The following is a 20,775-nucleotide window of genomic DNA, read 5'->3' on the forward strand; positions in this document are numbered from 1 at the left end:
TCTATTGCCGTACTTCTCATGGGTCACGACATGAGAAGTACGGCAAGGTAGAGATCCCGCAAGCTCGCAATTCCCCTTTCTTTCCTCCCATAGAACCACCGCTAACGACGACGAATGAAAAACTCAGTTACACCTTAGCTCAGTCGTGATATAAAAATGATAAGGAACGAATTGCGGCTGTCATAATACCTATCAGTATCAGCCGCGAATGACACTGCCACCTAACTATGGTGCAGAGAGTGATAACTTTTTTGTGAGAAGCTTGAAAGCATGTCGAATCCCGCACAGCGCGCTAACAAATTATTTGTGCAAACCTTTGGTACCACAGCCGATGATCTCTATCTCGCCCCAGGAAGAGTGAATTTAATTGGTGAACATACGGATTACAACGATGGCTTCGTATTGCCGGCGGCAATCAATTTTCACACAATAATAGCAATCAAACGCCGCGAAGATGATCTATTCAGAGCGGTATCCGATGTTTATCCCGGCAAGATCAACAGTTGGCATTTTGGCCAAGAGGATCAAGTTCACCCTGAAGATGATTGGGTCAACTACCTAAAAGGGTTTACCTCAGCGCTAGCGGCTTCAGGCCTGCCTGCCAAAGGAATGGATCTTGCCGTGGTGGGTAATGTGCCCTTAGGTGCAGGGCTTGCCTCCTCGGCTGCCTTAGAGATTGCCTTTGGCACCGCGGTAAATGAGAGCAGTCAATTACGTCTCTCTCCCTTAGCCGTCGCTCAGATGGCTCAGCGCGGCGAAAACCAATATGTTGGCAGCGCCAGCGGCATAATGGACCATATGATCAGTGCGCTCGGTGAACAAGATCATGCACTATTGATCGATTGTGAAGATCTCGATAGCGAACCCGTCCCCATTCCAGAGAGTTTAAGCCTGATTATCGTTAACTCTAATGTTCCGCGAGGCGATTTTGACGCCGAATATCATCTGCGTCATGAACAATGCGAACAAGTAGCGGATCATTTTGGTGTAGAGAGCCTACGTCACTTAGAACTCAGCATGCTAGAGGCGGCGGCATCTGAGCTCTCGGATGTAAATTATCGACGTGCTCACCATGTGTTAACAGAGAACCGTCGCACCCAAAACGCAGCCCACGCGTTACAAGCAGGCAATATCGCGAAACTTAGCGAGCTCATGGCGCAATCTCATGCATCGATGAAGGATGATTTTGAGATAACGACACCTGAAATAGATACCTTAGTAGAGATCATCGCTAAGGTTGTTGGCACACAAGGTGGCGTGCGCATGACGGGTAGAGGCTTTGGTGGGTGTGTGGTGGCCTTAGTGGATCATGATCTCACCGACGCCGTAGTGGATGCTATCGAAACTCAATATCAAGCTCAGACCCATCTTGAACCTACGGTTTATCTATGTTCAGCGAGCGATGGCGCGACCCGGCTTGATGATGAACTGTATGAGCTTTGATCTCCGAATACGTATTCAAGTTTAACCAACTAAATTAAAAGATAAAATGAGCCGTAATGGCTCTTTTTATTATTGACAAGGATAGAAGATGGTTCGTTTTCGTTCATTAGATGCGTGGCAAGACCCAAGAGGCGGCCAGATTGAGCGCATCAATATAGACAACGGCATAATTGCATTGGAGGTGCTAAGTTTAGGCGGGATTATTCGCTCTCTATGGACGCCAGATAATAAGGGAGAACGCAGCAATATCGTATTAGGATGCGATAGCGCTGACGACTACCTTAAGCAAAATGCCCATCTAGGCGCTATCGCCGGACGATACGCCAACCGTATTTCTGGTGCAAGTCTCTCTGTCGACAACATCCGCTACCAGCTAAATAACAATCATCAAGACAATTGCTTACATGGTGGAGAGGAAGGGTTTAATCGCAAGCAATGGCATATGGGTCAGCTTTCCGACGGCGTTCGACTCAGCCTATTTAGCCCTGATGGCGACATGGGATTTCCAGGCAATTGCAACATCCAACTCGATTATCGTTTGGTGGCGAATAACCTCTATGTTGAAATTTTTGCCGTCACGGATAAGGCCTGTCCTATCAGCCTTACTCAGCACAGTTATTTCAATCTCGAGGGTGCGAATCATCAAAGTAACGCCGAACACTCGATTGAACTCGCTTGCCAGCACTACCTTGAGACTGATACTCAAGGGATCCCTACGGCGATAAACTCGGTTGCAAATACGATTTTCGATCTAAGAGAGGGGCGTCGATTCAGTGAATTACAACAAGCCTTAGCGGCTACTGCGACTTCAGGCGTTGATCACTGCTTTTTAACCGAAAATACCGACAAAAATACCCTGACTCGAGTGGGGTCGGTGTCCGCAACTCACTCGGGCAGACGGATGACGCTGCACACGAATCAACCGAGCGTACAGGTCTATGGAAGTAACTTTTTGGATGGGACTATAGGTAAGCAAGGGCAGGCTCTTAGATCATACCAAGGATTCTGTATTGAGCCTCAGCAGCTACCCGATGCGCCAAATCAAACCGCACTACCTGGAACGCCTTGGGTAAAACCTGGGGAAGTGTATCATCACATCAGTCGATATCAATTTGACGCAGATGGATGTTAATAATCAATTCCAAAAAGAGATGTATTTTAGGCAAAGGCCTAGTTCAACTAGAACCTAATGCCTAAAATCCACTTATATAATTAAATCTCGCTTAGGGTCGATCGTCATCATCTGACCAATCGTCAAAACCATCATCTAAGCTATCGACTTCTAACTCAACATCATCATCGTCGTCATCACTGCTTACCTCAGGATCGACGACCTTAGGCTTTTTCGGTGCTGGAGCAGGCTTGGCATGAATAGCTTCAACCCAACCCGAATGCCGTTGCATAAACTCCGCCCGGGCTAGTTGCCAGTTGGCGTCATACTCGGCTTTCGCTGCCTTTAATTCCTCATCCGTTAGGTCATGCAGATTCACCTTTACGATATCTTCTGCATATTCAATCACAGCATCTCTTGCCGTGTTATAGAGATAAACCCGTCCGGCAGACGCCTCAGGGAACTCTTTATCATGAATGAGAATAGTGTTGCCTCGCGCAGTGCGGAGTTCACCAAACCAGACAGGTTCTTTTGAAGTGTTATACATATATGCTAATACCCTTAAATCAACACATACCAATATAAATTTATTAAGCCGACCATGGTTAGCTCAGTCATTGTCATCGCACAAAATCAGACCGCAGCGATTATGCCCACATTTTTAATAAATACCGACAGAAATCAATAGCAAAATAGATCTATTTTTTCCAATTGCTATCAAATTGTGCACTCTACCGATACTAGTATGGAATTTAGCCGATCAAATCAGTTATTCAAGTTTTTTTTCTAGTGCCTGGTATTCACATACTAGGATCAAAGCGCCACGCTTTGATCCGGCTCAGTAATCTAGACTGGGGTTAAGTAGCATCTTCTCCTGCAACCTTGAGCACTATCTTGCCTTTATGCTTCCCAGACTCCATGAGTCGATGGGCCTCGGACACTTTATCTAAACTAAATTTGGCAAAAATATGGGGAACTAACTTCTCCCTTTTACCCTGTAGAAATAGTGGCCAAACTTCTTCTAACAGCCTCTTGGCAATGAGCGCTTTGGCCTCGACCGATTGTGGCCTTAAGGTCGCACCTGTCCATGTAATGCGCTTTGACATTAGCCTGAATACATCAACCGAGGCCGTAGGCCCGCGCAGCAGTGCAATAGTCACTAAACGGCCCTCTAGCGCTAACGCCTTCAAGTTAAGATTAACCAGATCGCCTGATGCCATATCGAGCACAACATCGACACCTTGCGGCGCAACGGCAAGGATCTGCTCAAGCAAGTCCTCATCACGATAGTTGAAAGCATGATCGGCACCGAGCTGTTTACAATAATCACATTTATCTTGACTACCTGAAGTCGCTACCACCGTAACGCCAAACAACTTAGCTAACGCTATCGCCGCAGAACCAATACCACCAGAGCCACCATGAATCAGCACAGTCTCGCCAGCCTTTAACCCTCCACGCATAAACAAGTGACCCCACACGGTAAAGAAGGTCTCCGGCAGCGCCGCAGCTTGTGCAAGCGTTAAACCTGAGGGGATAGGTAAACAGTGACAGCCCCAAGTGACTACATACTCGCTATAGCCACCACCTGGCACCAAGGCACATACCACATCCCCAACCTGCCATTGAGTTACCGACTCACCGACTGCAACTATAGTGCCTGACACTTCTAGGCCTAAAATCTCACTCGCATCAGGTGGTGGCGGATACATTCCTTTTCGCTGTGCGATGTCAGGGCCATTGACACCAGCGTAGTTCACTTTAATCAATACTTGCTCTGAACCAACACTTGGCAGTGCCGCGTAAGCGATAGTCAGCACCTCAGGACCACCAGCTTGTTCAAATACGATCTGTTTACAGCGCTCTGTGTGTGCTGCCATTAGTTACCCCAAGTAGTGATTTTAGAATTGAATAGGGCAATTTATCTTGTAATAGCCAAGATCACCATAGCCGTTACATGTTTCTTGAGCATGACAATCAATAATCGGAGATGCTAAAAGAAACTCGAGCCAACCGATGTTCGCACTCTTAATGTTGCTGCAATCTATTGACTATTTAAACGAGGTAGCGAGATGACATTTAGTGATGATTAACCCTATAACATCACAAAAAGCATTAGAAAAAGAAAACCCAGTCATTTGACTGGGTTTGAATACTTCTTACAGCTTATTTTTACACTAATGTAATTACTGGGATCTAAAACGGAATGTCGTCATCCCAACCATCATCCAAATCTGGAGTAAAGTTTTGCTGTGGCTGCGGCGCTGGACGCTGCTGTGGGGCCTGCTGCCCTGCCGCTTGAGGCTTAGGCGCATAAGCGGGTGCCGCTGGAACCGTTTGCTGTTGCGGCGCATAACCTTGTTGTGGCGCGGTTTGCTGCTGTGGCGCATAACCTTGCTGAGGCGCTGGTTGTACGGCAGGACGAGGGGCTGGAGCTGGCGCAGTTTGAGCTTGCGGCGCATATTGGTTTTGCTGTGGAGCATAACCACCAGCACTTTGTCCCATACCACCTTGCTGCTGACCACCTTGGCCACGACTATCTAGCATCTGCATCTCACTGGCATTGATTTCAGTTTTATAACGATCTTGTCCAGTTTGCTGATCTTGCCACTTACTGGTCTGAAGTTTACCTTCGAGGTAAACTTTAGAGCCTTTCTTTAGGTATTCACCTGCGATTTCAGCTAAGCGACGATACATGACAATATTGTGCCACTCTGTACGCTCTTGCATCTGACCTTGCTGGTCTTTCCAAGACTCACTGGTCGCCACTGTAAAGTTGGCTACGGCATTGCCATTTGGCATGTAACGAACTTCAGGGTCTTTCCCTAAGTTACCGACCAAAATTACCTTATTGACACCACGACTGGCCATTGAAATCTCCTGCGATAATCTTACAAATCTAATATAAATACTGCTTAACGGCGAAGCTAAACTCAAGTCCGAAACAGTTAATTGACAGAGCCTAACACAGCTCGCGCTTCTCTCAAATCGAAATGCTCATCAACTTTCAAATAAGCGACTCTCTCCTCAAGAACAACAATGGCTTCTGCGACCCCCGAGAGCTGTGACAGCTCAGTGGCCATGGCTCTGGCTTGCTCTTTGCCTTCAACTTCTGCGGCTAAAGTGTAGCTCTTTAACAACACTGGATTTTCCATTCCGAGCGTCAACACTAACCAGATAAACATCAGGCCTAAGGCGACGGTAAATACCCCCGCTGCGCCGACTAATTGATAGGCACCGCCACCGAGTAATCCACCACAAAATGCTCCTAAAAACTGGCTGGTCGAATAAACCCCCATGGCAGAGCCCTTATCCCCTACAGGACAAAACTTAGCGATCAGGCTAGGTAGTGATGCTTCAAGATAGTTAAAGCCAGTAAAAAACAGCACAACCGCAACACTGAGTACCACTAAGCTGTTGGCAAATAATGCCATTGATGCGAGAGCAGCCATCATGATCAACAGTGCAATTTGGAAAGTCGCCTTCGTATTTTTCTTCTTAACGCCAATGATGATCAACGGCACCATGAGGAAAAAAGCCCCCACAAAAGCAGGGAAATAGAGCATCCAATGTTTTTCTTTGACTAAGCCAGCATCGACTAAATCAAGTGGCAATGCGACAAATACTGCCGTTAACACCAGATGCAAAATAAAAATACCAGCATCAAGCCTAAACAGCTGCGGATCTTTGAGCATGGCTTTGAGCTTGGCTGGCGCAGCGACGGTATCACCTTTCGGCGCTTGGCTAATGGGATTTGGCACCAGAAGTTGCACTATCACCATTCCCAGCAGCGCTAAGCCTGCCGTCATGGCAAACAGGCCTGATAGACCAAGATGCTGCGCGACAATGGGACCGACCAGCAGTGACAGCGCAAAGGAGAAACCGATACACATACCGATAATCGCCATCACTTTTGTGCGCTGTTCATCGCGAGTTAAATCGGCAGCCAAGGCTAAAACGGCCGCCGCAATCGCGCCCATTCCCTGCATGGCGCGTCCTGCAACCACCCCATAAATAGAATCTGCCATCGCCGCGACTACGCTACCGATAGCAAACATCAGTAATCCAATTAAAATAATGGGCTTGCGACCATATTTATCAGACAAAATCCCCATAGGGATCTGCAGTACCGCCTGAGTTAACCCGTATGCACCGATAGCAATCCCTACCCATAATGGCGAGAAGCCCTCTAAGTGTTGCCCATAAAGTGCGAAGACGGGCATGATCATAAACAAGCCCATCATCCGTAAACCGAAGACACTGGCTAACGAAAATGCGACTTTTTTCTCAGTCTTAGACAGTCCATTATTGGCCATTTTTCGCCCTGATCTGAATTCATAAATAAGTCGCGCATGTTATCACGAAGATTCGATTCAGCTCAAAAAGAAAAATGGAAGATGCGATATATATGCAAGATTATCTTTATGCTTAGGCAAGAAACAAGATGTCAGTAGTCAACATTCAAAGAGTGGCTTTTCTATGACCTGCTTCAAATTTTATGCGATAATCGGTCTCTTTTTTATTCGGCCAATCAGAGAGACAGATGGACAAGATTGAAGTTCGTGGCGCCCGCACCCACAATCTAAAAAACATCAACCTGACAATCCCAAGGGACAAGCTGATCGTGATCACTGGCCTGTCGGGCTCAGGAAAATCATCATTAGCTTTCGATACTCTATATGCGGAGGGGCAGCGTCGTTACGTCGAGTCACTTTCAGCCTATGCTCGTCAGTTTTTAAGCTTGATGGAAAAGCCCGATGTAGACCATATTGAAGGCCTAAGCCCTGCGATCTCTATCGAGCAAAAATCCACCTCTCATAACCCGCGTTCTACCGTGGGGACGATTACCGAAATTTATGATTACCTAAGGCTGCTATTTGCCCGCGTCGGCGAACCAAGGTGCCCGACTCATAATCAGCCTTTGGCGGCACAAACCATTAGCCAGATGGTCGATAAAGTATTAGAGCTCCCCGAAGGTAGTCGTCTAATGCTGCTCGCACCTGTCATTAACGATCGTAAAGGGGAGCATGTAAAACTGCTCGATAGCCTCTCGGCACAGGGATTCATCCGTGCACGTATCGATGGCGAGGTGTGCGATCTTTCCGATCCACCAACCCTCGAGTTACACGTTAAGCACACCATCGAGGTTGTTGTCGACCGTTTCAAGGTACGTGATGATATTACTCAGCGTTTAGCGGAATCATTCGAAACAGCATTAGAGCTTTCTGGTGGTATCGCCACGGTAGCCTCAATGGATGGCGATATTGAAGAACTGCTATTTTCGGCCAACTTTGCCTGTCCACACTGTGGATACTCTATGGCAGAACTCGAGCCACGCATATTTTCATTTAACAATCCAGCTGGCGCCTGCCAAACCTGTGATGGCTTAGGTGTGCAGCAGTTTTTTGATGCCGACAGAGTGATCACTAACACCGAGCTATCCCTTGCTGGCGGTGCGATACGCGGTTGGGATCGACGTAATTTCTATTATTTCCAGATGCTCAGCTCATTAGCCGAGCATTATAAGTTTGATGTTGAAGTGCCCTATGAGCAACTTAGCAATAAGGTCCGTCAAATTGTGCTTCATGGTTCAGGCAAAGAGAGCATTGCGTTTAAATACATCAACGATCGCGGCGATGTAGTGGTACGTAACCACCCTTTCGAGGGGATCTTAAACAATATGGACAGGCGCTATCGTGAGACCGAATCTAATTCAGTGCGCGAAGAGCTAGCCAAGTATATTAATACTCAGGCCTGTAAAAATTGTGGGGGGTCGCGTCTACGGGAAGAGGCGCGTAATGTCTTTATCGAAGATCTTAATCTGCCGAAGCTGACCGAGTGGTCGATTGGCGAGGCGATGAGCTATTTTGAGCAGTTATCTCTCACGGGGCAGCGCGCTCAGATCGCCGAAAAGATCTTAAAAGAGGTGCGCGATCGCTTAGGTTTCTTGGTCAATGTCGGGCTTAACTATTTGAGCCTGTCTCGCTCTGCCGACACCTTGTCTGGCGGAGAGGCGCAGCGTATTCGTTTAGCCAGCCAGATAGGAGCAGGTCTTGTCGGCGTGATGTATGTTCTCGACGAACCCTCCATTGGCTTGCATCAGCGTGATAATGAACGCTTGCTGCAGACCCTGATTCACCTGAGAGATCTAGGGAATACCGTTATCGTGGTCGAACACGATGAAGACGCGATACGCATGGCGGATCACATTATCGATATTGGCCCTGGCGCTGGGGTTCATGGTGGCGAGGTGATTTGTGATGGCTCCTTAGATGACATCATCAACTGCAAAGACTCGGTAACTGGACAATATATCTCAGGTACTAAGCAGATCCACATCAGCGAAACGCCAGCCCAGTATGATCCAAAACAAGTTATTGAACTCTTTGGCGCGACAGGCAACAACTTGCAAAATGTTGATTTAACCATACCTGTAGGCCTGTTTACCTGCGTAACCGGTGTTTCAGGCTCGGGGAAATCGACCCTGATCAACGACACCTTTTATAAGATCGCTCATCGTCAGCTTAACGGCGCCACGGTCGATGAACCCGCCCCCTACAAACGTATTGAAGGGATGGATCATTGTGACAAAGTGGTCGATATCGATCAAAGTCCCATTGGCCGTACCCCAAGATCGAATCCCGCGACCTATACTGGCATTTTCACCCCTATTCGCGAGCTGTTCGCCGCGACTCAAGAAGCCAGAACCCGAGGCTACAAACCTGGGCGATTCTCCTTTAACGTCAAAGGTGGGCGCTGTGAAGCCTGCCAGGGCGATGGTCTGATCAAAGTGGAGATGCACTTCCTACCCGATGTTTATGTGCCTTGCGATAGCTGTAAGAGTAAACGCTATAATCGTGAAACCTTAGAGGTGCGTTACAAGGGTAAGAATATTCATGAAGTGTTAGACATGACTGTCGAGGAAGCACGTGAGTTCTTCGATGCGGTGCCAGCCATTGCTCGTAAGCTGCAAACTTTGATGGAAGTTGGCCTCTCTTATATCGGCCTTGGCCAGAGTGCGACCACGCTATCAGGCGGTGAGGCGCAACGGGTCAAACTGGCGAAAGAGCTGTCAAAACGCGATACCGGCAAGACCTTGTACATCTTAGATGAGCCAACGACAGGCTTACACTTTGCCGATATTCAGCTATTACTGGATGTATTGCATCGTCTTAAGGCCCACGGGAATACCATAGTGGTGATTGAACACAATCTCGATGTGATCAAAACCGCCGATTGGATCATAGATCTTGGCCCAGAAGGTGGATCGGGGGGCGGAACTATTTTGGTCAGCGGTACACCTTTGCAAGTGGCCGAGCACCCCACGTCTCATACGGCGCGCTTCCTCAAGCCGCTGCTGCAAGCTTAATATCGAGCCATAAAAACCTTTCATTCGCTTAAAAGTAAAAAGCCTGGTGATAATCAATATTACTCTGGCTTTTTACTTTCTTATCGTTCAACGACTTTCTTTATCTTGCAACTGAAGGTAGGTTAACGGTTACCCTTCGTAACGACTCGCTTTCAATGAAATTGCTCGATTATCAAAAAATAGTCAGCTCATTAAATCCCTCGGTGCTAGCCATGCTTGCGGCTTTGAGTATTATGGCTGGCTGCTCAAGCTCACAATCACAATGTGGTGAGCCATACACTCTTACGTGGGCAGACCAACAGCAGTTAGCCACAGATATTGAAACCTTAAGTTCAGCCGACTTGGAAGGACGAAAAACGGCTAGCCCTGGCGCGGCACGCGCTCGAGCCTACATCATTGAACGCATGCAGCAGGCCAACTTAACCCCATGGGAACAGAGTTACGAACATGGTTTCGATTATGATTATCAGTTTAGCAGTCGTCATGGCGTTAATATCGTCGGCATGCATCAAGCCGCCATTCCAACGGACAAATGGCGAATTGTGGTGGCGCACTATGATCATTTAGGCAAAAGAGGATCAACATACTATCCTGGCGCCGATGACAACGCATCGGGCGTCTCTGCCATGCTTGTCATTGCACACTATATTGCTCAATCACCCGTACAAGATTCCATATCAACTAATCTGCTTTTTGTGGCAACCGATGCCGAAGAACCAGGGCTTTATGGTAGCGAAGCCTTAGTCGAACAGCTCTTGCAACAAGATAGTGTGCCATCTAAACCTCAAATCGAGTTAGTGGTTAATCTCGATATGATTGGCCGTCCAAGCCGGCGAAATAACATCTACATCGAAGGCCGACGTGGCTTTAATCAATTTGAACAACTCAAAGCCATCCTGCAACAAACCGTAGGGCTATGTATCAGGGCAAATCACCCACCTGAGGCGGGAAAATCGATTCAAAGAATAGATTGGTTGAGAGCATCAGATCATTACCCTTTTCATAAAGCCAATATTCCTTGGCTCTACTTTGGTGTCCCACCGCATCAGGACTACCACCAACCAAGTGATGAAGCGGCAAAGATAGATATGAATTTTCTAGCGGCTGTAACAGAAACCGCCTACCAACTGCTTGTTATAGACAGTTATCTCTTAAATAAATAACTAAAACAGTAAACAACCTTGTGTTTTTTAAAACATTCAACCTACTGTTAACCATACGAATTAGTTAACCATTGCTCGGTTAAAGGCTAAATATCCAATCATAGTGGTAGAAAATTACATAACCTCCTGCTATAATAATCGGCTTACTGATTCTTTTCGGTGCGGGAAGTCGACACGGGGTTGATTTTCTGTCTATAAAATCTTTAGGTGCAGTCTCTGCACTTTGTTACACCACAAGGCTACAACCCATGTCATCCAGTGAAAAAACTTTCCGCGAACTCGGCCTTTCCGAGCCTTTGTTGCGTGCTCTTGACGAGCTAGGTTATGAAAAACCAACGCCAATTCAATCTGCTAGTATCGAGCCTCTTATGGCCCGTAAAGACATTTTAGGTCAGGCGCAAACAGGTACAGGTAAAACCGGTGCTTTTGCTCTTCCCCTATTAAATGCGATTGATCCTGCATCAAATACACCACAGATTTTAGTATTAGCGCCAACTCGTGAACTTGCCGTGCAAGTTGCCGAAGCCTTTGGTAGCTATTCAAAATTCATGAAAGGTATGCATGTACTGCCAATTTACGGCGGTCAAAGCATGCACCAGCAACTTAACGCATTGCGTCGTGGCCCACAGATCATCGTGGGCACACCAGGCCGTGTTATGGACCACATGCGTCGTGGCACTCTTAAGTTAGAGTCACTAAAAGCAATGGTACTTGATGAAGCCGATGAGATGCTAAAAATGGGCTTCATCGATGATATCGAATGGATCCTTGAGCATACGCCTAAGCAACGTCAGTTAGCGCTGTTCTCTGCCACTATGCCAGAGCAAATTAAGCGTGTTGCTAACAAATATTTATCTGAGCCTGTACACGTTAAAATTGCGGCGACAACCACTACTGTTGAAACCATCGAACAGCGTTTTGTACAAGTATCACAGCACAACAAACTCGAAGCACTTGTGCGCGTTCTAGAAGTTGAAAAGACCGAAGGTATTATTATCTTCGTTCGTACTCGTAACAGCTGTGTCGAGCTCGCCGAAAAGCTAGAAGCTCGCGGTTATGCATCATCACCGCTACATGGTGATATGAACCAACAAGCACGTGAACGTGCGGTTGACCAGCTTAAGCGTGGCAAGTTAGACATTATTATTGCTACTGACGTTGCGGCTCGTGGTCTTGACGTTGAACGTATTGGACACGTAGTAAACTACGATATTCCATACGATACAGAAGCTTACGTTCACCGTATCGGCCGTACAGGTCGTGCTGGTCGTACAGGTATGGCAATTCTATTCGTTACACACAGAGAGATGCGCATGTTGCGCACCATCGAACGTGCAACCAATAGCCGTATCTCACCAATGGACGTACCAAGCCCAGAGACAGTAACAGAGCGTCGTCTTTCGCGTTTAGGTGAGCAGATTGGCGAAGTGATTGCTAAAGATTCTTTAGACTTTATGAAAGGCGCTGTAGCACAACTATGTCAAGAGCTAGAAGTCGATACAGACGTACTTGCAGCCGCTTTACTGCAACAAGTTCAGAAAGATCGCCCTCTACAGTTGCCTCCAATCAACGAACGTCAGCGCGACAGAAGTGATGACCGTAGCTCGCGTGACCGTGGTGAACGCGGCGATCGTGCTCCTCGCGAACGTACCCGTCGCGACTCACGTCCAACGCCGACCAACCTAGGTAAAGCTGATTCTCTTAAAGACAATCCAGACGTTAAGATGTGTCGCTATATTATCGATGTAGGTCGTGATCATGGTGTTGGAGTTGGTAACATTGTTGGCGCCGTAGCTAACGAAGCTAACATCGACAGTCGTTATATTGGTCAAATCCAATTATTTGATTCTATGACAGCGATTGACCTACCAGACGGTATGCCTAAAGATGTACTACAGCACCTAAAGAAAGTTCGTGTTTGTGGTAAACCGCTAAACATCCGTGAAGCTGGTACTGAACTCCCAGCAAGCAGTGGTGATGACAGCCGTCCACCACGTCGCCGCAAGCCAGCTGGCGACCGTAAACCACATCGTAAGGGTGGTAAAGACAACGCATAATTGCGTTATCTGCTAACAAGAAAGGAGCCCTATGGCTCCTTTTTTGTTGTTCTAATAACGATAATCTTATACCAATTACTGATTGGTATAAGCATTTCAGTCTACTCGTTTTAATCCTAACTCATATTCCTCAAGCAGCCGCTGGGCACAGTTCTGGCAAATACATGCTTTTATATCTTGCTCACTCAGCTCGACTGCACTTCTTGGTGGGAAAACAGTTTGGTGACACCAACAATGATCAGTTGATTGCTTGTTAGCGATAGCACAAGTATTCAACTTTTGACATAAGGGGCAAACTTTATCGTTATCGATCGATTGGGTCATGAGCTGCTATAAAAAGGGAGCAATAGCCTAAGCTAACACTCCCTTAGAAAGGGCTCAATATCTCAGCCGCTATTTTGACGGATTGATTGGATACGCCTTGCTACCCAACACCATGCCGCCATCAACACTCTTGCCGTAATAGCCTTGATGTTGATGATATTGCTTTTGTAACGCGTCAATATCACCTTTATATCGAGGATCTTGTGGACGCTCATGGGAGACCACAAATGCCGCAACATCCCAAGCTTGTTGATTTGTCAGCTGAATACTCTTACCAAAAGGCATATTCTCATAAATGAAATTAGCGGCAGTGTTCACCCTGTGCATACCCGCTCCCCAGTTAAAACTATCGGGTCCCCACAACGGCGGTAAACTGTATACACCCGCAATAGCCAACCCTTGACCATTATCACCGTGACAAGCTTGGCAGTGCGCCGTATAAACCTCAGCGCCGCGCTCAGGTGAATAGGCGAGTTCTGGTTTTGGGATAGCAGGAAAACCTCGTCCAGCCAGTTTGGCACGCTCATCAATCGTCATGGCAGAAGCTATCGCGCCAGGCAGGATGAAATCATCTCGCTTGCCCCCTTTAACTAATTCGGCATCGGACAATTCAGGTACATCCCCTGTGACCTTATATTTATCCATTAAGCCACTCATGACTAACCAATAAGAGTAAGCCGATAACGCGACCAGCTCTTTGCTACCGCTCTCTGGCGCTTTGCCGTTCATCGAATAGGTAAAACAGCCTTGAATCCGCTCTTGATAGCTATTGACCTTGTCATTTTTTTTACGATAGGCCGGATAAGCAAGGTACGCCGCCCACAAAGGTGAAGCATTTGCCTTACGCCCCGCATCCATATGACAATTGGAACAGTTGAGCTCATTGCCAACATATTGCCCTCTAAGCTGTTGGGTATTGACGAATAGTTGATAGCCTAATCTAACTTTGTCGCCAAATTCGCCCTGAGGAATCTCTGCCAGCGCTCCCGCCTTTAGATAGTCATCACTAATGACTGTCGCTAATTTCAGTTCGGCTTGCTTATCGGGTAATTCAGCCGCAATACTCATACTAAAAACGCTACAACCAGCCAAGCCAATAGTTAAGCCCAGCAGTGAGTTAAATTTATTCATTGGTGGCCCCTATTTAATGTCGGCAAAATATTTGGCTAATGCATCGATCTCTTCAGCCGTAAGTTTGTTAGCAATGGTACCCATCATGGCATCGACATCGCCCTTACGAGTGCCCGCCTGCCATGCTAACAACTGGGTTTTGATATAGCTTGCCTGTTGTCCTGCCAATCGAGGAAATTGACCACCGCCTAAAGCCGATGGGCCATGGCATGTGACACAGGCAGGAATAAGCCGCTCCCAATCACCTTGATACACCAACTGAGCAGTAGGGTCTGCATAGTCAACCGATTCTCCACGAAGATGCGGCGTAACTTCTGCAACCTCTTGAGATGCAAAGTACTGCGCCACCTGATTAATCGCATCTCCTTGGAGTGTCATTGACATAGGAGCCATAGTGGTATTTTGACGCAACCCCGTTTGAAACAGCTTAATTTGCTGACTTATATATTCAGCAGATAATCCAGCAAGACGAGGACCAAGAGGCTCAACACCTTGCCCCGTAGGGCCATGACAACTACCACATAACTGGGCTGCAGGCGGCATGACCATTGATTCTGAAAATACTGGCATAGACATAAACAATAGTGCCGCACCAAACGTAAACGATCTCATGTAAACCTCCTTTTTTGGATCTGTTAAGTTTTTCTGGTTGAATTTTGTTCGAGACCAAAACGTGTTAATCGAGGCGAGCGGATTGCAGCCTAGCCGTCTAAGCAAAATTCACTCAACAAAGAGTAAAATGGTTTTAGCCGCCCCCTTCGGGCGGCATTTGTTAGTCATTTCTACTGCGTTCTCAGCTTTTTATGTAGAATAACTACACCACAAAGCTTCTGTCTTGTATAAATCCCAAACAATTCGCTGTAAAAACAACCTTGAAAGATCAACAAATCCTAAATATCTAAATTAGGTAGAGAATGCACAATGCAATTATTCTACATTAGTTTTTTTTAATATTGCAATCTTACTCAACCTAATACAACCGCAGATCTTGGTATATGCCTTGAAGTACTTATGACCCACAAACAACAATTTGGCCGCTTTTCTACTCGAATATGATTCGATCGGACTAAAATTCAAAGATAAACAGAGACTAATACCAAGCAGTATAAGGATAGAAGGGTTTTACCTAATAAGATAATAAACTTAACCCGAGGTCAGGTTAAGTTAGCGAAAAGATGAATATTGAAGAACTATAACAGCTTAAAAATATAATGCCCCAGCGGAAACTGAGGCATTGAGCGATAAAACAGATCTTACTTTGCCGGCCTTACTCCTAATGTATGGCAGATAGCATAGGTCAACTCGGCGCGGTTGAGTGTATAGAAATGGAAATCCTTCACCCCTTCACGAGATAACACTTTAACCATATCGATCGCCACGTTAGCCCCAACAAGTTGACGCGTCGATGGGTCATCTTCTAACCCCTCAAACTGCTTATGTAACCAACGAGGAATAGAGACATTTGTCATACCAGCAAAACGCTTTAACTGAGTAAAATTAGTCACAGGCAAGATACCAGGAATGATTTCAACGTCGATCCCCGCCGCGACACAGCGATCGCGAAAACGTAAGTAAGATTCTACATCGAAGAAAAACTGGGTAATGGCACGATTAGCCCCCGCATCAATCTTCTTCTTAAGATTAATAAGATCGGCTTGAGCATTAGTAGCGTCGGGATGCCCCTCGGGATAGGCTGCAACGGAGATATCAAAATCGGCCACAGAGCGCAACAAGCGCACTAGATCATTAGCGAATCGAGTCGGTTTAGGGCTTCCATCGGGTAAGTCGCCACGAAGCGCCACAATATCGCGAATGCCTGAATTCCAGTAATGCTTGGCGAGTTCAACAAGCTCTTCATCACTCGCATCGACCAAGGTGAGATGAGGCGCAGCGACCAAACTGGTCTCTTTTTGAATACGTTCAATGACACCATGGGTACGATCGCGAACCCCAGAGTTAGCGCCGTAAGTAACCGACACAAACTTAGGCTTGAGTGGCTCAAGACGTCTAATCGAATTCCATAGGATTGTTTCCATCTCTGGCGAGGCTGGCGGAAAGAACTCGAAAGAAACGTTAATGTCACCATTGAGCTCAGACAAGCTTTGGTTTAATGAGTTTGCATGTTGCGCGTGGTGAAAAGCCATCTCTATTTCCTCAGACGTTCGAATAAATGTTAAATGGACGTTTGGACGTCTATATGTCCATATACTAGAGAAACTCAGTTTGAAGTCAAGCGCGAAAGTTAATCAAAATTAAAAATAGTGTGTTCCGCACCAATCTCTCCCTTTCAGACCGCCAGAAATAAGCCATAAGCCATAAGCCATAGTAAAATTTAACTTAAACAGCCAATCAAATGAGTCGACATCAGAAAGGGAAATGAGGATTAGCTAGCGAGAAGAAACAATTTATACCAATCCGTTTAAGGTCAACAAACAAAGATAAAGAACACAAATAAAGAACAGTAAAAAGCCGCTATATTAGCGGCTCTGTTGTGTAAATAAGCAGCCTAGATATCATCTAAGCCGCTACCATTATCCATTATTCTTGCAATAGATCGCGACAGATCTGTGCAAGATCCGACTGTACTGCAGCAGCTGTAACCTCTCGCCCTGCACCTGGGCCGCGGATGATTAATGGATTCGCCTGATAAAAATCACTATGAATAACAAACACATTGTCGCCAGGAGTCAAGTTAGCATAGGGATGGTTGCTATCTACCCATTCGATACCCACTTGTGCTTTAAGCTGACCTTCGAGACGGTCGAGCGCCGCAACATACCTAAGCACTTTATTCTGTTCGGCAGCGGCTTGAAACTGACGTTGCATCTCATCATCTAATTCAGGTAAGCGCTCAATAAACTCAGTCACTGAAATATCAGCAAGATATGCTGGCACTAAAGATTGCAACTCAATATCCTCCAGCTCAATATCATAGCCAATCTCTCGGGCTAAAATAAGCAGCTTACGTTGCATATCGCGACCAGAAAGATCGTCTCTAGGATCGGGCTCTGTGATCCCCAATCCCTTTGCCTCTAAAACAAGTTCAGAAAAGGGTTTCTTGCCATCAAAATGTTCAAATAGCCAACATAGGGTACCTGAAAATATTCCCCCAACGGCTTCAATCTGATCGCCACTATTGTGTAGATCATTCAGCACGTGCTGCACAGGTAACCCGGCACCACAACTGGCATTGTAACGCCAGAATAATCGTCGATTACCCAATTGTTGCTTCAGCTCTTGATAGAAAGGCAAAGGCCCAGAACCAGCTAATTTATTCGCACTCACAATATGAATACCACGAGCAAAAAACTCAGGGTATTGAAGGGTTAAGTCTGCACTGGCGCTGATATCAAGCGCAATAAGCTCGTCACACTCCAGATTTTGCAGCTGCTCAAATAGATGAGTGTACTGCCAGGGTGTCGCTCGCTCGTTAAACTGTTGCAACCAGCTATCTAAATCGATGTCCGTTTCACTGATCAGCGCTTGCTTTGAGCTCAATAGCCCCACTAATTCCACACTGACCTCGAGCTCTTTATTTAGCACGGGCCTAGCACGCTTAAACAGATCCACCCACGCTTCGCCAATGTTACCAACGCCAAGCAATAACACACCAATACGCTTTCGAGGGCCAGCACAGCGACGGTGTACTTTCTGAGTTAACAGATTAACCTGCGCCTTAGGCACTAGCGTCACTAAGCTCAAACCATCATTACATAAAGGATGAGCGTCACGGTTCAATAATCGTGAGAAACCACGGCGATATAGTCCTGCATCGGCACTCACTAACGCTACAAGACCGAGATCTTCCCGCATCTGCAGCTCGTCAATGCCCAAAAACTCTCGATTGGCTTCGAATATCGCTAATGCCTGCTTCTGGTTCTCATGGGTAAAGGCAAGTTCCGCTCTTCCATGGGCAAGTGACCAATACGCTAACGGCGTCAGTCCCGCTTGAGCAAAACAGTCCAACAGCTGAGGTAACTCGGCATTTAGCGTCAAATAAAATAACGATACGCTAGGCAAACTGGTCACCACTGGCGCACTAGCAGAAGAGCTCTTAGGTGCAATTAAAGTAAAGTCAGTATGTGGCGCGTAACTAGAGCGCACCGCCAGACTCACCTCGGTATCAAATAGCGGTTGTAGCGTGCGGTTATGCAGTACTGGAGAGCCAAGATGCGCCAAGCGATTGGCCTCGGTCAAAGACATACTCTTCAACAGTTTGGCATCGTTAATGCGGTTAGGATCGGCATTAAACACACCTTCAACATCGGTCCATATAGTGACACGTTCGATATCGGCAAGACTGGCAAATAAGGTTGCACTAAAATCTGAACCATTACGCCCTAACAGTAAAGTTTCACCTCTATCGTTGGCGCAAATAAAGCCAGTGATCACCAGCCGTTCGTTAGAGTGCTTGTTAAGCAAGTCTTGTACTTTTAGCTTAGATTGCTCGATACGGATCTGAGGCACAGCACCTTCATCGGCGACTAATAAGCTGCGAGCATCGACATCGGATGCTGCGACACCTGACTCTCGCAGTAATGCGGCCAATAATCGCGACGACCAACGTTCACCAAAACTGACCACTTGATTACGTTGATAATCATTCAATGGGTCAATCGACAGTAAGCTGGTTAATTGCGATTTATCGGTCGATAGACGCTCACGCAAACTACGGGCTTGTTCATTAGAGAGTAACTGCTCAATTAAATTCTGTTGATAACTAATCAATACTTGCAGCTCTTCTTGCCACAGCTGATTAGATTCGCTTAGATCGAGCAGCTTATATAAAAAATTAGTACTCTTACCGGCAGCAGAAACCACAATGAGATCATCGCTATGGCCGTGAGTAAGAAGAATATGAGCGACACGGCGGTAACAATCTGCATCCGCTAAACTAGAACCACCAAATTTATGCAAATGACATCGTGTCATTTTTTGCTCCTCAATACCTTTAACAACTTACTGCTTCAGCAGCATCTAAACCCGCCAGAATGTCGGCCACCAGATCATCACCATCTTCGATCCCCACAGACAAACGGATCAGAGTCTCTTTTACTCCAGCTTCAAAACGCGCTTCTGGGTCCATCGCTCTATGGGTCATGGTAGCAGGAACTGCGACTAAGCTCTCTACCCCCCCAAGACTTTCGGCTACTGAAAAGTATTTTAACTGATCTAAAAACGCAATAAGCTGGGATTCTCCACCTTTTAGTTCAAAACTAAGCATTGCACCAAAGCCTTTTTGTTGCTTTAGCGCGATCTCATGTCCTGGATGATCCGTAAGCCCTGGATAATATACCTTTGCAACCGCAGAATGAGATGTCAGTAACGCGAGTACCTTCTGTGCATTTGCTTGATGCTCACGAATTCTTATTGGCAAGGTACGTAAACCACGTAAGGTAAGATAACTATCGAAAGCCGAGCCAGTTAAACCTAAGGTATTAGACCACCAGTGGAGCAGTTCACCGACCTCAGCATCTTTGGCGACAACCGCTCCGCCAACTACATCACTGTGACCATTGATATATTTGGTAGTTGAGTGAATAACTATATCGGCGCCGAGCAGTAGAGGCTGCTGTAAAATAGGGGATAAAAAAGTGTTATCGACCACCACCTGTGCACCTACGCTGTGACTCGCTTTCGCTATTGCTTCGATGTCGACGACGCGTAATAACGGATTAGAGGGCGTTTCTAACCATACCATCTTGGGCTGCTGAGCGATCGCCGCGTCTAACGCTTTAGGATCTGTCTGGTCGACCACGACAAGTTTAAAAGCGCCTTTCTTTGCAAGATTGGTAAACAGACGATAACTACCACCATAGCAATCATGGGGAACGATAAGCAGATCGTCGGGGCCAAGCAAACTAGTCACTAAGGTAATTGCGGCCATACCTGTGCAGGTCACCACACCAGTAGCGCCTCGCTCTAATTCAGCAATTGCATCGCCTAAAATTGATCGCGTCGGATTACCCGAACGACTATAGTCAAAGTCGCGGGGATTGTTATGGCCATCAAAAGAGTAATTTGTTGACAGGTAAATGGGCGGTACAACTGCACCATGTTGAGTATCCGACTCAATCCCGGTACGAACCGCTGTGGTGGCTAGTTTTCGCTCTGTCATCTATTACTCCTAAAAATCGATACGCTAACAGTCATCTTCCACAAAGAGATGTCTGGACG

15 protein-coding genes are annotated in these 20,775 nt (G+C 46.5%); 5 read left to right on the forward strand and 10 right to left on the reverse strand.

Going from position 1 to position 20,775, the window contains the following annotated elements; all coding sequences use genetic code 11:
- Positions 1 to 270: 270 nt before the first annotated feature.
- Both galK and K0I73_RS16470 read left to right on the forward strand, forming a co-directional pair.
- Positions 271 to 1,443: a galactokinase gene (gene galK / locus K0I73_RS16465; protein ID WP_220062118.1), complete on the forward strand. Its 1,173-nt coding sequence runs from the start codon at positions 271 to 273 to the stop codon at positions 1,441 to 1,443.
- A gap of 88 nt (positions 1,444 to 1,531) precedes the next feature.
- On the forward strand, positions 1,532 to 2,575 hold the full coding sequence (locus K0I73_RS16470) for an aldose epimerase family protein (protein ID WP_220062119.1): 1,044 nt from the start codon (positions 1,532 to 1,534) through the stop codon (positions 2,573 to 2,575).
- Between the two features lie 91 nt (positions 2,576 to 2,666).
- On the opposite strand, the gene K0I73_RS16475 is transcribed toward K0I73_RS16470, so the two are convergent.
- The 4 genes from K0I73_RS16475 to K0I73_RS16490 form a co-directional block, all read right to left on the reverse strand.
- Positions 2,667 to 3,101 carry a hypothetical protein gene (locus K0I73_RS16475; RefSeq protein ID WP_220062120.1) on the reverse strand — a complete coding sequence of 145 codons (435 nt, stop codon included), beginning with the start codon at positions 3,099 to 3,101 and terminating at the stop codon, positions 2,667 to 2,669.
- Between the two features lie 310 nt (positions 3,102 to 3,411).
- The gene (locus K0I73_RS16480; RefSeq protein ID WP_220062121.1) at positions 3,412 to 4,434 is read right to left on the reverse strand and encodes an NAD(P)H-quinone oxidoreductase; all 1,023 of its coding nucleotides are present in this window, start codon (positions 4,432 to 4,434) and stop codon (positions 3,412 to 3,414) included.
- Between the two features lie 316 nt (positions 4,435 to 4,750).
- Positions 4,751 to 5,425: a single-stranded DNA-binding protein gene (locus K0I73_RS16485; protein ID WP_220062122.1), complete on the reverse strand. Its 675-nt coding sequence runs from the start codon at positions 5,423 to 5,425 to the stop codon at positions 4,751 to 4,753.
- Positions 5,426 to 5,502: 77 nt separating this feature from the next.
- The gene (locus tag K0I73_RS16490) at positions 5,503 to 6,870 is read right to left on the reverse strand and encodes an MFS transporter (protein ID WP_220062123.1); all 1,368 of its coding nucleotides are present in this window, start codon (positions 6,868 to 6,870) and stop codon (positions 5,503 to 5,505) included.
- Between the two features lie 227 nt (positions 6,871 to 7,097).
- Here K0I73_RS16490 and uvrA point away from each other — a divergent pair, with 227 nt between their 5' ends.
- The 3 genes from uvrA (at position 7,098) to K0I73_RS16505 (ending at position 13,143) form a co-directional block, all read left to right on the forward strand.
- Positions 7,098 to 9,923, forward strand: a complete 2,826-nt coding sequence (gene uvrA / locus K0I73_RS16495; RefSeq protein WP_220062124.1) for an excinuclease ABC subunit UvrA — start codon at positions 7,098 to 7,100, stop codon at positions 9,921 to 9,923.
- Between the two features lie 155 nt (positions 9,924 to 10,078).
- Positions 10,079 to 11,086, forward strand: coding sequence for a M28 family peptidase (locus tag K0I73_RS16500; RefSeq protein ID WP_220062125.1), 1,008 nt, complete (start codon positions 10,079 to 10,081; stop codon positions 11,084 to 11,086).
- Between the two features lie 248 nt (positions 11,087 to 11,334).
- Entirely contained in the window at positions 11,335 to 13,143 is a 1,809-nt protein-coding gene (locus K0I73_RS16505; RefSeq protein ID WP_220062126.1) for a DEAD/DEAH box helicase, read from the forward strand.
- A 96-nt stretch (positions 13,144 to 13,239) separates the two neighbouring features.
- On the opposite strand, the gene K0I73_RS16510 is transcribed toward K0I73_RS16505, so the two are convergent.
- The 6 genes from K0I73_RS16510 to metB all read right to left on the reverse strand — a co-directional run bounded on the left by K0I73_RS16510 (position 13,240) and on the right by metB (position 20,716).
- On the reverse strand, positions 13,240 to 13,467 hold the full coding sequence (locus tag K0I73_RS16510) for a cysteine-rich CWC family protein (protein ID WP_220062127.1): 228 nt from the start codon (positions 13,465 to 13,467) through the stop codon (positions 13,240 to 13,242).
- Between the two features lie 69 nt (positions 13,468 to 13,536).
- Positions 13,537 to 14,535 carry a c-type cytochrome gene (locus K0I73_RS16515; protein ID WP_434086725.1) on the reverse strand — a complete coding sequence of 333 codons (999 nt, stop codon included), beginning with the start codon at positions 14,533 to 14,535 and terminating at the stop codon, positions 13,537 to 13,539.
- Positions 14,536 to 14,607: 72 nt separating this feature from the next.
- On the reverse strand, positions 14,608 to 15,174 hold the full coding sequence (locus K0I73_RS16520; protein WP_434086726.1) for a c-type cytochrome: 567 nt from the start codon (positions 15,172 to 15,174) through the stop codon (positions 14,608 to 14,610).
- Positions 15,175 to 15,851: 677 nt separating this feature from the next.
- Complete coding sequence (gene metF / locus K0I73_RS16525; protein ID WP_220062130.1) at positions 15,852 to 16,742, reverse strand: methylenetetrahydrofolate reductase; 891 nt, start codon at positions 16,740 to 16,742, stop codon at positions 15,852 to 15,854.
- 394 nt (positions 16,743 to 17,136) lie between these two features.
- A complete protein-coding gene (locus K0I73_RS16530; RefSeq protein WP_220062131.1) occupies positions 17,137 to 19,530 on the reverse strand; it encodes a bifunctional aspartate kinase/homoserine dehydrogenase II in 2,394 nt (797 codons plus the stop codon).
- A 19-nt stretch (positions 19,531 to 19,549) separates the two neighbouring features.
- Complete coding sequence (gene metB / locus K0I73_RS16535; RefSeq protein WP_220062132.1) at positions 19,550 to 20,716, reverse strand: cystathionine gamma-synthase; 1,167 nt, start codon at positions 20,714 to 20,716, stop codon at positions 19,550 to 19,552.
- Positions 20,717 to 20,775 lie beyond the last annotated feature (59 nt).

The organism is Shewanella mesophila, assembly GCF_019457515.1.
Taxonomy (GTDB): domain Bacteria; phylum Pseudomonadota; class Gammaproteobacteria; order Enterobacterales; family Shewanellaceae; genus Shewanella; species Shewanella mesophila.

Coding starts and splice junctions, on each gene's coding strand:
- galK (WP_220062118.1), top strand. CDS start 271: ATGTCGAATCCCGCACAGCGCGCTAACAAATTATTTGTGCAAACCTTT.
- K0I73_RS16470 (WP_220062119.1), top strand. CDS start 1,532: ATGGTTCGTTTTCGTTCATTAGATGCGTGGCAAGACCCAAGAGGCGGC.
- K0I73_RS16475 (WP_220062120.1), bottom strand. CDS start 3,101: ATGTATAACACTTCAAAAGAACCTGTCTGGTTTGGTGAACTCCGCACT.
- K0I73_RS16480 (WP_220062121.1), bottom strand. CDS start 4,434: ATGGCAGCACACACAGAGCGCTGTAAACAGATCGTATTTGAACAAGCT.
- K0I73_RS16485 (WP_220062122.1), bottom strand. CDS start 5,425: ATGGCCAGTCGTGGTGTCAATAAGGTAATTTTGGTCGGTAACTTAGGG.
- K0I73_RS16490 (WP_220062123.1), bottom strand. CDS start 6,870: ATGGCCAATAATGGACTGTCTAAGACTGAGAAAAAAGTCGCATTTTCG.
- uvrA (WP_220062124.1), top strand. CDS start 7,098: ATGGACAAGATTGAAGTTCGTGGCGCCCGCACCCACAATCTAAAAAAC.
- K0I73_RS16500 (WP_220062125.1), top strand. CDS start 10,079: ATGAAATTGCTCGATTATCAAAAAATAGTCAGCTCATTAAATCCCTCG.
- K0I73_RS16505 (WP_220062126.1), top strand. CDS start 11,335: ATGTCATCCAGTGAAAAAACTTTCCGCGAACTCGGCCTTTCCGAGCCT.
- K0I73_RS16510 (WP_220062127.1), bottom strand. CDS start 13,467: ATGACCCAATCGATCGATAACGATAAAGTTTGCCCCTTATGTCAAAAG.
- K0I73_RS16515 (WP_434086725.1), bottom strand. CDS start 14,535: ATGAGTATTGCGGCTGAATTACCCGATAAGCAAGCCGAACTGAAATTA.
- K0I73_RS16520 (WP_434086726.1), bottom strand. CDS start 15,174: ATGTCTATGCCAGTATTTTCAGAATCAATGGTCATGCCGCCTGCAGCC.
- metF (WP_220062130.1), bottom strand. CDS start 16,742: ATGGCTTTTCACCACGCGCAACATGCAAACTCATTAAACCAAAGCTTG.
- K0I73_RS16530 (WP_220062131.1), bottom strand. CDS start 19,530: ATGACACGATGTCATTTGCATAAATTTGGTGGTTCTAGTTTAGCGGAT.
- metB (WP_220062132.1), bottom strand. CDS start 20,716: ATGACAGAGCGAAAACTAGCCACCACAGCGGTTCGTACCGGGATTGAG.